Annotated in this window: 15 protein-coding genes; 8 read left to right on the top strand and 7 right to left on the bottom strand. The window is 77.4% G+C overall.

What is annotated here, in order from left to right:
* The first annotated feature begins 64 nt into the window (after nucleotides 1-64).
* From rlmC to GC089_RS12075, 4 genes are all read left to right on the top strand, one after another.
* Nucleotides 65-1,189, top strand: coding sequence for a 23S rRNA (uracil(747)-C(5))-methyltransferase RlmC (gene rlmC / locus GC089_RS12090; RefSeq protein WP_155377871.1), 1,125 nt, complete (start codon nucleotides 65-67; stop codon nucleotides 1,187-1,189).
* 46 nt (nucleotides 1,190-1,235) lie between these two features.
* Entirely contained in the window at nucleotides 1,236-2,270 is a 1,035-nt protein-coding gene (locus tag GC089_RS12085) for an LLM class flavin-dependent oxidoreductase (RefSeq protein WP_370513996.1), read from the top strand.
* Between the two features lie 153 nt (nucleotides 2,271-2,423).
* Nucleotides 2,424-3,086 (top strand): alpha/beta fold hydrolase, encoded by a 663-nt coding sequence (locus GC089_RS12080; RefSeq protein WP_196250693.1) that lies wholly within the window; start codon nucleotides 2,424-2,426, stop codon nucleotides 3,084-3,086.
* Nucleotides 3,087-3,158: 72 nt separating this feature from the next.
* On the top strand, nucleotides 3,159-3,578 hold the full coding sequence (locus tag GC089_RS12075; RefSeq protein ID WP_230684775.1) for a DUF5684 domain-containing protein: 420 nt from the start codon (nucleotides 3,159-3,161) through the stop codon (nucleotides 3,576-3,578).
* A 137-nt stretch (nucleotides 3,579-3,715) separates the two neighbouring features.
* On the opposite strand, the gene GC089_RS18460 is transcribed toward GC089_RS12075, so the two are convergent.
* Nucleotides 3,716-5,095 carry an NYN domain-containing protein gene (locus GC089_RS18460; RefSeq protein ID WP_196250692.1) on the bottom strand — a complete coding sequence of 460 codons (1,380 nt, stop codon included), beginning with the start codon at nucleotides 5,093-5,095 and terminating at the stop codon, nucleotides 3,716-3,718.
* Between the two features lie 117 nt (nucleotides 5,096-5,212).
* On the opposite strand from GC089_RS18460, the gene GC089_RS12065 reads away from it, so the two are divergent.
* Both GC089_RS12065 and GC089_RS12060 read left to right on the top strand, forming a co-directional pair.
* Nucleotides 5,213-7,024 carry a SpoIIE family protein phosphatase gene (locus GC089_RS12065; RefSeq protein WP_155377868.1) on the top strand — a complete coding sequence of 604 codons (1,812 nt, stop codon included), beginning with the start codon at nucleotides 5,213-5,215 and terminating at the stop codon, nucleotides 7,022-7,024.
* The gene (locus GC089_RS12060) at nucleotides 7,021-7,299 is read left to right on the top strand and encodes an acylphosphatase (protein ID WP_155377867.1); all 279 of its coding nucleotides are present in this window, start codon (nucleotides 7,021-7,023) and stop codon (nucleotides 7,297-7,299) included. The genes GC089_RS12065 and GC089_RS12060 overlap by 4 nt, the downstream gene beginning before the upstream one ends.
* 17 nt (nucleotides 7,300-7,316) lie before the next feature.
* Here GC089_RS12060 and GC089_RS12055 read toward each other — a convergent pair whose 3' ends face one another.
* The 6 genes from GC089_RS12055 to GC089_RS12030 form a co-directional block, all read right to left on the bottom strand.
* A complete protein-coding gene (locus GC089_RS12055) occupies nucleotides 7,317-7,727 on the bottom strand; it encodes a VOC family protein (protein WP_155377866.1) in 411 nt (136 codons plus the stop codon).
* Between the two features lie 5 nt (nucleotides 7,728-7,732).
* Nucleotides 7,733-8,179 (bottom strand): helix-turn-helix transcriptional regulator, encoded by a 447-nt coding sequence (locus tag GC089_RS12050; RefSeq protein WP_155377865.1) that lies wholly within the window; start codon nucleotides 8,177-8,179, stop codon nucleotides 7,733-7,735.
* Between the two features lie 49 nt (nucleotides 8,180-8,228).
* Nucleotides 8,229-8,903 carry a hypothetical protein gene (locus GC089_RS12045; RefSeq protein ID WP_155377864.1) on the bottom strand — a complete coding sequence of 225 codons (675 nt, stop codon included), beginning with the start codon at nucleotides 8,901-8,903 and terminating at the stop codon, nucleotides 8,229-8,231.
* Between the two features lie 52 nt (nucleotides 8,904-8,955).
* Nucleotides 8,956-9,855 (bottom strand): ABC transporter permease subunit, encoded by a 900-nt coding sequence (locus GC089_RS12040; RefSeq protein ID WP_155377863.1) that lies wholly within the window; start codon nucleotides 9,853-9,855, stop codon nucleotides 8,956-8,958.
* Nucleotides 9,842-10,861: an ABC transporter ATP-binding protein gene (locus GC089_RS12035; RefSeq protein WP_155379195.1), complete on the bottom strand. Its 1,020-nt coding sequence runs from the start codon at nucleotides 10,859-10,861 to the stop codon at nucleotides 9,842-9,844. Before GC089_RS12035 ends, GC089_RS12040 begins: the two co-directional genes overlap by 14 nt.
* A gap of 79 nt (nucleotides 10,862-10,940) precedes the next feature.
* The gene (locus GC089_RS12030; protein ID WP_155377862.1) at nucleotides 10,941-12,257 is read right to left on the bottom strand and encodes a hypothetical protein; all 1,317 of its coding nucleotides are present in this window, start codon (nucleotides 12,255-12,257) and stop codon (nucleotides 10,941-10,943) included.
* A 94-nt stretch (nucleotides 12,258-12,351) separates the two neighbouring features.
* Between GC089_RS12030 and GC089_RS12025 the strand changes: the two genes are divergently transcribed.
* Together GC089_RS12025 and GC089_RS12020 are read left to right on the top strand one after the other, a co-directional pair.
* A complete protein-coding gene (locus tag GC089_RS12025) occupies nucleotides 12,352-13,029 on the top strand; it encodes a response regulator transcription factor (RefSeq protein ID WP_155377861.1) in 678 nt (225 codons plus the stop codon).
* Entirely contained in the window at nucleotides 13,026-14,489 is a 1,464-nt protein-coding gene (locus tag GC089_RS12020; protein ID WP_155377860.1) for a cell wall metabolism sensor histidine kinase WalK, read from the top strand. Before GC089_RS12025 ends, GC089_RS12020 begins: the two co-directional genes overlap by 4 nt.
* Nucleotides 14,490-14,582: the final 93 nt, after the last annotated feature.

The following is a 14,582-nucleotide window of genomic DNA, read 5'->3' as shown; positions in this document are numbered from 1 at the left end:
CGTGCGCGCACCGTCACACCGGAGCCGCGGGGGGTCCGCCGTCCGCCGCGCCTACCCTGGACGGATGCGCTGCGCCTACCTCGACGCGGGCGTGTGCGCCTCGTGCACGCTCCTGACGCAGGCGTACCCGGGGCAGGTCGCCGACAAGGAGCGCCACGTCCGGGAGGCGCTCGGCGACCCGGCGGGCGTGGCGTGGCTGCCGCCGGTGACGAGCGTCGAGGCCGGCTTCCGCAACAAGGCGAAGATGGTCGTCGCGGGCACGGCCGACGCACCGACGCTGGGCATCCTCGACGCGCACGGCCTGGGCGTCGACCTGCAGGACTGCCCGCTGTACCCGCCGCACCTGCAGGCGGCCTTCGCGCCGCTCGCGGCGTTCGTCACGCGCGCGGGCCTGACGCCCTACGACGTCCCCGCGCGCCGCGGCGAGCTCAAGCACCTGCTGGTCACGGCGAGCCCGGACGGCGAGCTCATGGTCCGGTTCGTGCTGCGCAGCACCGAGGCGCTCGCGCGCGTGCGCAAGCACCTGCCGTGGCTGCGCGAGCAGCTGCCCGCGCTCGCCGTCGCCTCCGTCAACGTCCAGCCCGCGCACGCGGCCGTGCTCGAGGGCGAGCGCGAGGAGGTCCTCACCGAGCGTGCGACCCTGCGCATGCGCGTCAACGGGCTGGACCTGCACCTGCGCCCGCGCAGCTTCTTCCAGACGAACACCGACGTCGCCGCTGCGCTGTACCGGCAGGCCGCGGCGTGGGCGGACGAGGTGGACCCGGCCTCCGCGTGGGACCTGTACTGCGGCGTGGGCGGCTTCGCGCTGCACCTGGCACGCCCGGGACGCACCGTCGTGGGCGTCGAGGCGAGCGCGGAGGCCGTGGCCAGCGCCGAGCAGTCCGCCCGGGAGGCAGGGCTGCCCGGCACCCGCTTCCTCGCCGGTGACGCGACCGCCTTCGCGCTCGCCGCGCCGCAGGTGCCCGACCTCGTCGTCGTCAACCCGCCGCGGCGCGGGCTGGGCGGCCCGCTCGCGCACTGGCTCGAGGACTCGGGCGTGGGGCGGGTCCTGTACTCGTCCTGCAACGCCGCGTCGCTCGCGCGCGACCTGGCCGCGATGCCGTCGCTGCGCCCGCGCCGGGCCCAGGTGCTCGACATGTTCCCGCACACCGGGCACTACGAGGTGCTGGCGCTGCTCGAGCGGGCGTGACCCACCTCGCGGAATGCCCGGCCCGCCGGACGCGGTTGGCACCGGTGTGACCGCGCTCTCCGTGCTCGACCTCGTCCCCGTCCGTACCGACCAGAGCACGGCCGACGCCGTGGCCGCGTCGCTCGCGCTCGCCCGCGTCGCGGACGAGGTGGGAGCCGTGCGCTACTGGGTGGCCGAGCACCACAACATGCCGGCGGTCGCGGCCACGAACCCGCCGCTGCTCATGAGCATGGTCGCGGCCGCGACCACGCGGGTCCGCGTCGGCTCGGGCGGGGTCATGCTGCCCAACCACTCGCCGCTGGTGGTCGCCGAGCAGGTGGCCCTCCTCGAGGCCGCGTACCCCGGGCGGGTCGACGTCGGCATCGGCCGGGCACCGGGGTCCGACCCGGTGACGAGCCACCTGCTGCGCCGGGGGCAGTCGGCCGACGGCGTCGACACGTTCGACGACGACGTCGCGACGCTGCGTGCGCTCGTGCGCCCGCAGGGCGTCGAGGTGCGCGTCGGCTCCAGCACCTACCCGCTGCTCGCGACGCCGCGGGCGACGTCCGCGCCGCAGCTGTGGCTGCTCGGCTCGTCGTCGTACTCCGCGCAGCTCGCCGGACGCCTCGGTCTGCCGTACGTGTTCGCGCACCACTTCGCCGGCCGCGGCACCGACGAGGCGGTCTCGCTCTACCGCCGCACGTTCGTGCCGTCCGAGGAGCTGGCCGAGCCGCGCACGATCGCGGTCGCGAACGTCGCCGTGGCCGCGACCGAGCAGGAGGCCCGCCGCCTCGCCCTGCCGCAGCTGCGCACGATGTGGCGGCTGCGCGCCGGGCAGACCCTCGCCCCGCAGGAGCTCGTCGAGGACGCGGAGGAGAACCCGCTGCCCGCGGCGGCCGACGAGCTGCTCGCGGCGCTGAGCGCGTCGTGGATCGTCGGCGACCCGGCCTCCGCCGCCGACCAGGTGCGCGCGCTCGCGGCGCGGCTCGGCACCGACGAGCTCATGGTGCAGCCGGTCACGGGTGCCGTGCGCGGCACCCCGGCCGACCGCACGCCCTCGCGCGAGCAGACGCTGCGGCTGCTGGCCGACGCGCTCGCCTGAGCGGGTGGGCCGGTCCGGGCACCGGGGCTAGCCTGCCGGGATGAGCGCGCCCGACGACGCCGCGTCCGCCTCCGCCCCGACGCGGCCCCCGCAGCGGCTGCCGCCGCGCTCGCCGGGCTGGCCGCACCGGGCGGGCGGGTGGGCCCGCTGTGGGTGGTCACGCACGGTCGCGGCCGTCCGCTCGTGCTGCTGCACGGCAACGGCGAGGACCACCACGTGTTCGACCGGCTCGTGCCGCTGCTCGGGCCCGGGCGCACCCTGGTCGGCGTGGACTCGCGGGGGCACGGCCGCTCCCCGCGCGGCGACGGGCCGCTGACGACCGCCTCGATGGCCGACGACGTCGCGACGGTGCTGGACGCGCTGGGTCTGCGGGCGGTCGACGTGGTCGGCTTCAGCGACGGCGGCAACGTCGCGCTCGAGCTGGTGCTGCGCCGCCCCGAGCTGGTCGGGCGGCTGGTCGTGGTGGGCGCGAACCTGTTCCCCGAGGGGATGACGCCCGGCTTCCTGCGCAGCGCACGGGCCGCGCACCGCGTCCAGCGTGCGCTCGCCGAGGCGGTGCCCGCGCTGCGCGCGGCCGCCGAGCGCACCGCCCTGATGACCGAGCACCCGCGCATCGACCCCGCCGCCCTGGCGCGCGTCGCGGTGCCCGTGCTCGTGGTGGTCGGGGAGCGGGACCTGGTGCGTCCGGAGCACACGGCGCTGATCGCCGGGGCGATCCCCGGTGCCCGCACGGCCGTCGTGCCCCGAGCGGGCCACCTGCTGCCCGTGCGTCACCCGCACGAGCTCGCCGCACTCGTCGAGGGCTTTCTCGACTGACGTTGCGCCGTTCGGGGGGCGTTCCTGGACAAACGGCACGAACGGGACACGCACCCCGCTACGGTTCGCGCCATGCTCACCGCACTCACCACCACGTCGGCGGACCCGGCCGTCGCGATCGGCACCCTCGTCGGCACCGTCGTCGCCGCGATCTTCGGGATCGTGATCGCCGGCCTGCCCACGGCCGGCGTCTTCCGCAAGGCCGGCGAGCCCGGCTGGCAGGGCTTCGTGCCGATCCTCAACACGTTCGTCCTGCTCAAGATCGCGGGCCGCCCGCTGTGGTGGTTCCTGCTCCTGCTGGTGCCGGTCGTCAACGTCGTCGTGCTCATCGTCCTGTGGAACGACGTGTCGAAGTCGTTCGGGCACGGCCCGGGCTTCACGGTGGGCCTCGTGCTGCTGCCGCTGATCTTCCTGTACGTCCTGTGGCTCGACGGCAGCACCTACCGCGGCCCCGCCGCCGCGCAGCCGGCGGCCGCTCCCGCCGTCGCCTGACCCGCCCTCGTCCGTCCCACGGCCCGGTCGCCCCGCGGGGCGGCCGGGCCGTCCGCTGCCCGCTGCCCGACCGATCCGCCACGGGGGCGGCGCCTGCGGCGGGCGCGCCGCACGCCCGCGTCGCGCCCGGGCGGTGCTCAGGAGTCCGCGAGGCCCCCGCCGACCCACGTGCGGATGGCCTGCGCGTCACCGCTCGTCAGCTCCATGCGCGCACCTCGGCACAGCCCGATCACGTTGTCCGCCCACGCGGACGCCAGCTCGCGCGCGGTGCGCGGCTCGGACAGCGACAGGCCCGTGTACAGCACGCCCGACACGACGAAGTTCACGGTCGAGCGGCCCACCTTCGCACCCGCCTGCTGGCACGCCTCGTGCACGCGGCGCGACGTGCCCACGCGCTCGAACGGGTGCTCGGCCAGGTCGCCGGCGAGCCGCTCGAGCAGCACGCGGTAGTGCTCCTGGCTCAGCCCCGGCGTGTCCGTCACCGCGATGACCTGCTTCTGCAGCTCCGTCGGGTCCGTGTCCGCGACCGCCCCCGGCAGGTCCGCCTCGCCGAAGCGGCGCGGGTCCCACACGTGGCCCGGCGGCCGCGTCGACACCGCGAGGTCGGGCAGCGAGCGGGCGAGCCAGGCCGTGAAGCCGCCCGCGCCGCCCCACTGCGTCGACGACAGCGACGGGTCCGCGGTGAGGGCGACCTGCGCCACCGCGCCCATCGGCACGGGCCGGTCCGCCGTGCGCACGTGCCGTCGGACCGCCCGCCGTGCGCGCGACTCCGTGGGCCCCGTCACCGGCGCCGCGGCCGGGCGCGCCCCCTCGACGGCCGGCTGCGCACCCGACGACGTGGCGTCGCCGGCGGCGGGCGTCGGCGCGGGTTCGGGCGGCACCGGGGCGGCGTCCTCGTCCCGGGCCGGCGTGCGCTGCGCGGGCACCTCGGGGGCCGTCCCGGACGGTGAGGCCGCCCCCTCGGCGTCGAGTGCCGAGGCGGTCTGCGTGACGAGGTCCGCCAGCGCGTCGGCCCCGACGACGCCGTCGGCGACCGACCGGTACGCGCTCGCGGCCGGGCTCGCGGTGATGATCGTGACGCGACGGTCGTCGGCGCGGCAGCGCTGGGCGAGGGGCGTGAAGTCGGCGTCGGCGGAGACGATGACGAACTCGTCGTACCGCGTGGGCGCGGCCAGCGCGTCCACCGCGTCGAGCACGAGGTTGATGTCGGCGCTGCTCTTGCCCTGCTGGGTCAGCGACGGGCAGTCCACGACGCGGAACCCGGCGCGGGTGAAGTTGGGCCGGTAGCGGGCGTACACGGAGGGGTTGAGGTAGCACGCACGCACCAGGAAGCGGCGGGTGACCTCGCCGTCGGTGTCGGCGCCCTGCGCGAGCTCCGCGAGCCAGTGGCCGGGGTTCGTCGCGAACGCCTCCGCCGCCGCCGGGTCCAGCCGCTTGAGGCCGATGTACACGTTGTCGAAGTCGACGAGCAGGGCGCTGCGCAGGACGCGGGGCTGGTCGGTGCCGGAGACGCTCACCCCGCCATCCTGCCGGTCCCGACGGTGGGGCGCGGCCGGTGCGCCACCGGGGCGGCGTGCCGCGGCGTCCGGGCGACGTCACGGGCGCCGCGTCCCCGCCTTGGTTAGGGTCCTGACGTGCGATCGCCCTGGTTCCTGCGCGCCACCGCGCGCGACCCGATGGGCGAGCTCGTGCGCGCGACCGACTGGACGGCGACGCCGCTCGGTGCGCCGGCGACGTGGCCCGCGGGGCTGCGGGCGGCCGTCGAGCTGTGCCTGAGCACGCGCTTCCCCGTGCTGGTCACGTGGGGGCCGGCGCTGACGATGCTCTACAACGACGGCTACCGGGAGATCCTCGGCACCCGCAAGCACCCGTCCGCCATGGGTGCCCCGCTCGCGCAGGTCTGGCCCGAGGTGTGGGACGACATCGCGCCGCTCCTGCGGGAGGTCCTCGACCACGGGCGGCCGACGTGGGTGGCGGACCAGCGGCTCGTCATGCACCGCTCGGGCTTCGACGAGGAGACGTTCTTCACGTACTCGTACAGCCCGCTGCGCGACGCGCAGGGGCGCGTCGCGGGCCTGCTCGACATCGCGAGCGACACCACGCACCTCGTCGTGGAGCAGCGCCGGGTGCGGCTGCTGGCCGAGCTGTCGCGCACGCTGCAGGGCGCGCCGAGCACGGTCGCGGGGGTCGTGACGGCCGCGGTCGCGCTGCTGGACGGCGGGCCGGACGTCGTGGCGGTGCAGGTGCACCTCGGACGGCCGGGGGAGGTGGAGGTCGTCGGCGCCTCCGCCACGCCGGCCGGCGCGGCGCGCCCGCTGGTGGCCGAGGCGGTCGCGGCGGGGCGGGTCGTCGAGGACGGGCACGTCCTGGTGCTGCCGATCCGCCTCACGGAGACCGACCGCCGCACCGGGGCGGTCGTGCTGCGGCTGAGCCCGCTGCGACCGGTGGACGACCAGACGCGTGCCTTCGCCCGCGTGGTCGCGGACACGATCACGGCGGCGGTCACGTCCGCGCTGCGGCTCGAGCGGCAGGTCGCCGCCGTCACGCGCGTCTCGGACGTGCTGCAGCACGCGATGCTCGAGCCGCAGGTCGCACGGGAGGACGTCGCGACGCGGTACGTGCCCGCGGTGCGCGACCTCACCGTCGGGGGCGACTGGTACGACGTGGTCGAGCTGGGCGGGGGACCGGACGCGGAGGACGCCGGGCACGACGGGTGGCACGACGGCCCGCTCGACGGTGCGCACGACGGCCCGCACGGCGGCCCGCTCGGGATCGTCGTCGGCGACTGCGTCGGTCACGGCCTGGAGGCGGCGTCCCGCATGGGGCAGCTGCGCAGCGCGGCGCGGGCGCTGCTCCTGCGCACCGCCCGGCCGGCCGACGTCCTGGACGGGCTGGACGCGTTCGCGCGCACGCTGCCCGGGGCCGAGATGGCGACCGTGCTGTGCGGCGTGGTGGACCCCGACGCCGGGACGTTCACGTACTCCTCGGCCGGGCACCCGCCCGGGGTCGTCCTGCACGCCGACCGCACCGTGACGTGGCTCGCGGGCGGACGCGGACGCCCGCTGACGGTGCCGGCGGGGCCCCGGCCGCAGGCCGTGGTGCCCGTCGACGCGGGCGACGTGCTCGTGCTGTGCACCGACGGGCTGCTGGAGCGCCGGGGTGCCGGTCTGCGCGAGCGGCTCGACCTGCTCGCCACGGTGCTCGCGGACCTGCCCGTCGACGCCTCCCCGGACGCGCTCGCGGACGAGCTGCTGGCCCGGATGGCGCCCGAGGGCTCCGCCGACGACACCGTGCTCGTCGTGCACCGCGTCGCCGCGCCGTCGCCCGCGGCGGCTGCCGCGCCCGGCACGGCCGCGCGGGCCGTGCCGGCCCCGCGCTGGCCCGCCCACGACGCGGCCGGCGCGGTGGTGGCGGCGCTGCGCGCCGAGCGCGAGGGCGCGGCGTGAGCGACGTCCGGCGGGTGCGCGTGCGGGTGCGCGGCGTCGTGCAGGGCGTCGGGTTCCGCTGGTCGTGCGCGCGCGAGGCCGAGCGCCTCGGCGTGCGCGGCTGGGTCGCCAACCGCGCGGACGGGTCGGTCGAGGCCGTGGCGGAGGGCGCCCCGGACGCCGTGGACGCGCTGGTCTCGTGGTGCGCGCACGGGCCGTCCGGGGCGTCGGTCGCCTCGGCGGACGTGATTGAGGAGCCGCCCGCCGGGGACCGCGGGTTCGTCGTCGAGCCGTAGCCGCCCGCGCCGCCGCGTCAGGCGAGCTGGTTGATGCGGATCATGTTCCCCGCCGGGTCGCGGAAGGCGCAGTCGCGCAGCCCGTACGGCTGGTCGACCGGCTCCTGCAGGACCTCGGCGCCGGCCTCCTCCATGCGCGCGAACGTCGCGTCGAGGTCGGAGGTGCCGAGCACGATCGACGCGTAGCTGCCCTTGGCCATGAGCTCGGCCAGGGTGCGCCGCTCGTCGTCCGTGAGGCCGGGCATCGCCGACGGCGGGTAGAGGACGATCGACGTCTGCGGCTGCGACGGTGGGCCGACGGTGATCCAGCGCATCGTCCCGTGGCCGACGTCGAGGCGGACCTCGAAGCCGAGGACGTCGCGGTAGAACGCGAGCGACTCGTCCGGGTCCTCGACGGGCAGGAAGGCGGAGTGGATGGTGAGGTCCATGCCGCTCACGCTAGGGACCCACCGGTGCGGGGCGCTTCTCGATTCCTGACCGGTCGCATCACCTGCTTCGCGACGCACGGGAGGAGCCCGCGCCCGTCGTCGGCGGCGCGCCGCCGGTAGGCGCTCGGCGACATCCCCACGAGCTCGGAGAAGCGGGTGCTGAACGTGCCGAGGGACGAGCAGCCGACGGCGAAGCACACGTCCGTGACGGACAGGTCGCCGCGGCGCAGCAGCGTCATGGCCCGCTCGATGCGCCGCGTCATGAGGTAGCTGTAGGGCGACTCGCCGTACACCGCGCGGAAGCGCCGGCTCAGGTGCCCGGCCGACAGGTGCACGTCGCGCGCGAGCGCCTCGACGTCCAGCGGCTGGGCGTAGTCGCGGTCGATCCGGTCCCGCACGCGGCGCAGCAGCACGAGCTCACGCAGGCGGGCGTCGTCCCGGGTGACGGTCACGGGCCCAGCCTGCCGCGTCGGACGCCGTGCGCCCAACCGCCGCAGGGGGTCAGGCGTCGCGGCGGACCACGCGCGCGGCCCGCGCCGCGAGCACGCCCGCCGGCCCCGTGCGCCCCACCCGCAGACGCAGGAACGCCGACGCGTCCGGACCGCCGGGCACGCGCCGCGGCAGCGAGTCCACGGCGACGAGCCACTCCGGCCAGCCGAGCAGGCGGGCGAGCGCCATGAGCCGCTCGGACTCCTGCTCGGACTCGCCCAGCTCCTCGCCGAGCAGCTCGCGGACGTCGTCCGCCGCGTCGGGCCGCCCGGAGAGGGCGGCGAGCGCCGGCGCCGCGTGCGCCCCGCGCGGGCCCGACCACATGGCCGTCTCGTCGTCGGGGTCGGCCTTGGCGGGGTCCGACACGTACGCGACGAGCTCCTGCGGCCCGTCCCACGCCCACAGCTCCATGAGCTCGTCCCGCGTGACGAGCACGGTGACCACCGGGCCGGCGAGGGCGGCCGCCAGCGTCACGGTGAGGTCCTCGACGTGCTGGCGGCGCGCCGCGACGTGCCCGAGGGGCGCCTCCGGCACGGCGACCACCCAGCCGTCCTCGGCCGGGCCGACCCAGCCGCTGAAGCGCTCCGCCGTCAGGGCGGCGACGACCGCGTCCCGGTCGGCGCGCGTGAGCACGACGGCGTAGGTCAGGCCGTCCGGTCGGTCGACGGCCGGTCCGAAGATCGTCATGGGGGCGAGTCTGGCACCCGGGCGCGGGCGTCCGCGCGGGCGGACGTCGTCCTCAGGACGAGACGTCCGCGGTCGTGAACCGGGCCCAGGCGAGGGAGCCGAACACCGCGACCCACGCCGCCTGCACGCCCAGGCCCTCGGCGAGCACGCCCACGTCCGGCTGGACGCGCAGCATCTCGGCGAAGTCGAACCAGTGCGTCGTGAGCAGGAACGGGTGGATCGCCGCCAGCTGCGGCAGCTGCCCGAGCACGCTCGAGACGACCGCCACGACGACGGTCGCCGCCATCGCGCCGACCGGCACCTCGGTCAGCGTCGAGAAGAACAGCCCCACCGCGACCAGCCCCGTCATCGACAGCCCGACGTACGCGACGACGCCCGCGACCCGCAGCACGCCGGCCGCCAGCGGGATCGTGTCGCCCGACAGCAGCGTGAGGTCCCCGAGCCCGAACAGCACGGCCCCGACGACGAGGCCCACGAGCGCGATCGCGAGCACCGCCGCGGCCGCGAACGCCAGCGCCGCGACCGCCTTGACGAGCAGCAGCCGGCCGCGCGCGACGGGCACGACCAGCAGGTACCGCAGGGTGCCGGCGGCCGCTTCGCCCGCCACGGCGTCGCCCGCCGTGATGCCGATGGTCAGCGGCAGCAGGAACGGCAGGCACAGGAACAGCGACGCGACGACGAGGAACAGGCCGTTGCCCGTCACGCGCGTGACGAACGGCGGCCCCTGCCCGGCCAGCGCCGTGTCCTGCGTGAGGAACAGGACGAGCCCGAGCAGCACGGGCACGAGGGCGAGCCCGACGAGCAGCACGACGTTGCGCCGTCGCCCGAGCACCAGGCCCAGCTCGGAGCGCAGCAGGCGGCCCAGCGCGCCGCGGCGCGGGGCGGCGTCGTCCGGTGCGGTGGGCGACCCCGGCGGCGGCGCGGCGGCGGTCGCCGTCTCAGCGGGCGACATCGAAGCCCTCCCCGGTCAGCTCCACGAAGACCTCCTCGAGCGACGGGCGGCGCACGTCGAACGCGACGAGGTCCACCCCGGCACGCACGAGCGCGGCCGCGACCTCGTGCGGCGGCGGTGCGTCGTCCGGCAGGCCCGCGACGAGCGTCGGCTCGTCGGCCGGGGCGGGGGCGTGGGCGTCGAGGCGCGCGTCCGGCAGGCCCAGGCGGCGCAGCTCGGCGACCCCCGCCTCGACGCAGGCCGGCGTGGTGCGGACCACCACGTGCACGCCGCGCCGTGCCGTCAGGTCCGCGCGCGGCCCCTGCAGCAGCAGCCGGCCACGGCCCATGATCCCGACGTGCGTGCACACCTGCTCGATCTCGCTGAGCAGGTGCGAGGACACGAGGACGGTCGCGCCGCCGTCGGCGAGCTCGCGCACCAGGTGGCGCACCTCGCGGGTGCCCTGGGGGTCCAGGCCGTTCGTCGGCTCGTCCAGCACCAGCAGGTCCCGGGGACGCAGCAGCGCCGCCGCCAGGCCGAGCCGCTGCTTCATGCCGAGCGAGTACTGGCGGTAGCGCTTGTCCCGTGCGGCGGTCAGGCCCACGCGCTCCAGCGCGTCGTCCACCCGTCGGGTGCGGGTGCGCGGGTCCGTCGTCGCGTCCGCCGCGTCGACCCGGCCGAGGTTCGCGCGCCCGGACAGGTAGGGGTGGAACGCGGGGCCCTCGACGAGCGCGCCGACCCGGGGCAGCACCCGCGCGCCGGCGTCCGGCATGGGCTCGCCGAGCAGGTGCACCGTGCCCGCGGTGGGACGCACCAGCCCCAGCAGCATGCGGATCGTCGTGGTCTTGCCCGACCCGTTCGGGCCGAGGAAGCCGAACACCGCACCGCGCGGCACGTGCAGGTCGAGCGCGTCGACGGCGACCTGCCCGGTCGCGAACCGCTTCGTCAGTCCCCGGGTGGCGACGGCGGGCGCCGTCGCGGCGCCGGCCCGCGGCACGGCGGGCCGCGGGGGCTCGTCGGTGCGCATCACCGCACCAGCCTGCCCCCGCGGCACCGCGGGACGCGCGCCGGGCGCGTCGGTCCTGCCCGTGGCGACCACGCCGGCCTCAGCCGGCGAGGTCGAGCAGGGTCTGCGCGGGCACCGCGCCGGCGAGCACGCGCCCGTCGTCGAGCACGAGCACGGACAGCAGGGTCGACTCCAGGAGGCGGCCGCCCTCGACGGGCGTCGTCAGCTGGTCGTACAGCGCCTGCTGGTCCAGGTCGGGCAGCGGGCCCTCGCCGTCGCGCGGCACGAACTGCTCGTACAGCTCCTGCGCGCCCGCCGAGCCGAACGTCTTGTCCGGCACCGCGAGCCCGGCGACCGCCGCCGGATCGGCGGCCAGCAGGCCCGCGACGTCCACGCCGGCGACCTGCACGACCGCGTCCCACCCGTCGCCCGTCACCGTGACGCCCTCGGGCAGGGGCGGCTCGGCCGTCGGGTCCTCGAGGGCCTCGGCGAGCGCCTGCGCGTCGGCGGCGTCCGCGGGCGCGGCGGGCGGTGCGTCGGGCAGCGGCACGAGGACCTCGCGCACGTCCGCGCCGGGCGGCGGCGAGAACGACAGCACCTGGTCGGACGGCGCCGCGAACGTCACGTCGGTGAACCCGACCTCGAGCGCGGGCGTCGCCGCGTCGTCGCTGCTCCACACCTGCACCCGCAGCGGCGTCCACGTCGCGGTGTCGACCGCGACGACGACGCGCCCCACGAGGGTGTCCGCACCGCGCGGGGTCACGACCACCTGGTAGGCGTCGCGGCCGGCGACGGTCGTGGCGGCGTCGACACCGACCGTGGCGTGCTGCTCCGCCCGCGCGAGCGCCGCGCGGCCCAGCTCCTCGGGCGTGGGCAGGTCGCCCGCGACGTCCGGGCTCGCCGCGTGCTGCGCGGCGAGCGCGTCCAGCCGCGCGCGGTCCGCGTCCGCGAGCGCGTAGTGCACGACCTCGTCGTCCGCCGACGAGTACGTCCACGCCTCGGGGCCGTCGGCCACGACGGAGTACTCCGACGCCTGGCCGAGCAGCGACACGCGCGAGCGCTGCTCGCCGTCGGTCCACACGCGCAGCGTCGACGAGCCGCCGAGCAGCCCGATCGGGTCGGCCCCGCCCACCTCGGCCAGCGAGAGGTCGGGCAGCCCGAGCCGGGCCGTGTGCACGACCGTGCCGGACAGCGCCTGGGGCTCGGCCTCGAGCACGCGCGTGACCAGCTCCTGCGCCGTCACGTCCGGCAGGCCGGCGGTGTCGGCGGTCGCGAGCAGCGGCGGCGCGGTGAACGCGGCGCCGACCGCGACGACCGCGGCCGCCGGGACGGCCCACCGCGCGCGGTGCCGGCGCACGGGGGCGGGGGAGCCGGCGTCCGTGGGTGCGGCGCCGGGCACGGGTGCGGTGGTGTCCATGGCACCCACCCTGGCCCGGTGGCACTGAGGGGCCCCTGAGAGGCGTGCGCGGCGCTCGCGGGCCCGCCGGCCGCCGCGGTGGGATGCTGCCGGGGTGCGGGTTCTCGTGGTGGACGACGAGGTCGGGCTGACGCGCGCGCTGCGCCGCGGGCTGGCCGCCGAGGGCTTCACGGTCGACGTCGCGCACGACGGCGAGACGGGCCTGGCGATGGCCACCGACGGGGAGTACGACGTCCTCGTCGTCGACGTCATGCTGCCCCGCCGGCACGGGTACGACGTCGTCACGACGCTGCGCGAGCGCGAGGTGTGGACGCCGGTGCTCATGCTGTCCGCCAAGGACGGCGAGCACGACGTCGCGGACGGTCTCGACGTGGGCGCCGACGACTACCTGACGAAGCCGTTCTCGTTCGTCGTGCTCGTGGCGCGCCTGCGGGCGCTCGTGCGCCGCCCGGTCGCCCCCCGCCCCGCCGTGCTGCGCGCCGGCGACCTCACGCTCGACCCCGCGACGCGCGAGGTCACGCGCGGGGACCGGGCCGTCGAGCTGACGGTGCGCGAGACGGCCCTGCTGGAGTACCTGCTGCGGCACGGCGACCGCGTCGTCGGCAAGCTCGAGCTGCTCGACCACGTCTTCGACACCGGGGGCGAGGACCCCAACGTCGTCGAGGTGTACGTGGGGTACCTGCGCCGCAAGCTCGGCAAGGACGCCGTGACGACCGTGCGCGGCGCGGGCTACCGGATCGGCGCGGTCGCCGCCGTGGCACCGGGGGCGTGAGCGGGTCCGCGCGTCCCCGGCGGGCCCTGTCCCTGCCCGACCGGCTCACGCTGCTCGCGACGGGCGTCGTCGCGGTCGCGCTCGTCGCCGGCGCCCTGGCCCTGTCGGGCGTGCTCGGGGCCAGCCGGGTCGCCGCGCTCGACGAGGTCGTGCGCGCCCGTGCCGCCACCGTCGCCGCGCTCGTCGCGGACGACCGCGTGCCCGACCCGCTGCCGGTGGCCGAGCCGGGTGAGGTCGCGCAGGTGCTCGACGCGGACGGCGGCGTCGTCGCCTCGTCGGCGACGGCGAGCCGGACCCTGCCGGTCCTCGACCCGCCGACCCTCGCCGCGTGGCGGCGCGACGCGGCCGACGCGGTGCTGGTGCGCAGCACCGAGGCCAGCGCGTACGACGCGCACGCCCGCGTCGCGCTGCTCCCCGTCACGCTCGACGGCGCGCCCGCCACGGTCGTCGCGAGCGTCCCGCTGGACGAGGTGCGCGGTGTGCTCGACGCGCTGCGGCTGGCGCTGCTGCTCGTCGTCCCGGTGCTCACGCTCGGCGTCGCGCTGCTCGTGCGCACGCTGCTCGGCCGGGCCCTCGCGCCCGTCGAGGACCTGCGCGCCGCCGCCGACCGGGTCGCGCTCGCGGGCGGCCCGGGCTCGCTGCCCGTCCCGGCCGCCGACGACGAGCTGGCCGCGCTGGCCCGGACCCTCAACGCGATGCTCGACCGGCTCGAGGCCTCGGCGGCGCGGCAGCGCACCTTCGTCGCGGACGCCGCCCACGAGCTGCGGTCCCCGGTCGCCGCCGCGCGCGCCGCCGTGGAGGTCGCCCGGGCGCACCCGGCCGCCTACCCGCTCGCGGACCTCCTGGCCGACCTCGAGCCCGAGGTCGCACGCATGCAGGCGCTGGTCGACGACCTGCTCGTGCTCGCGCGCGTCGGTGCGGCCCCGGTGCCGCGCGGACCGGTCGACCTGGCGGAGGTGGCGGCGGAGGCGGCGTCGTCGGCCGCGCCCGTGGCGCAGGAGCGCGGCGTGCGGGTGGTGGTGACGGGCACGGGCTCGGCGCTCGGCACGCCGGACGGCGTGCGGCGCGTGCTGCGCAACCTCGTCGTGAACGCGGCGCGGCACGCCGCGACGCACGTCGAGGTGACGGTCGCCGACGGACGCGCCGTCGTCGACGACGACGGTCCGGGCATCCCCGCCGCGGACCGCGAGCGCGTCTTCGCCCGGTTCGTGCGGCTCGACGACGCGCGCGAGCGCGACGCGGGCGGCACCGGTCTGGGGCTGGCGATCGCCCGGGAGGTGGCGCGCGAGCTCGGCGGCGACGTGGTCCTCGGGACGGCGCCCGCCGGCGGCCTGCGGGCCGTCGTCACCCTGCCGCCCGCGGGCGACGGGGTCGCGCGGGTGCGCGCCCCCGGGGCGGGGCCGATGATGGGTCATCCCGCGGGCGACCCCCGCGCACGCCCGACCCCGGAGAGCACGTGACCGTCGACGACCGCACCGACGACCGCACGACCGGCCCCACCGGGCCGCGCACCGCCCGTCCCACCCGCACGACCACGGCCGACGACCGGTACG

Origin of the sequence: Cellulomonas sp. JZ18 (assembly GCF_009720485.1) — a bacterium.
Lineage (GTDB): Bacteria > Actinomycetota > Actinomycetes > Actinomycetales > Cellulomonadaceae > Cellulomonas.
This window is presented reverse-complemented; position numbering and strand designations above follow the sequence as displayed.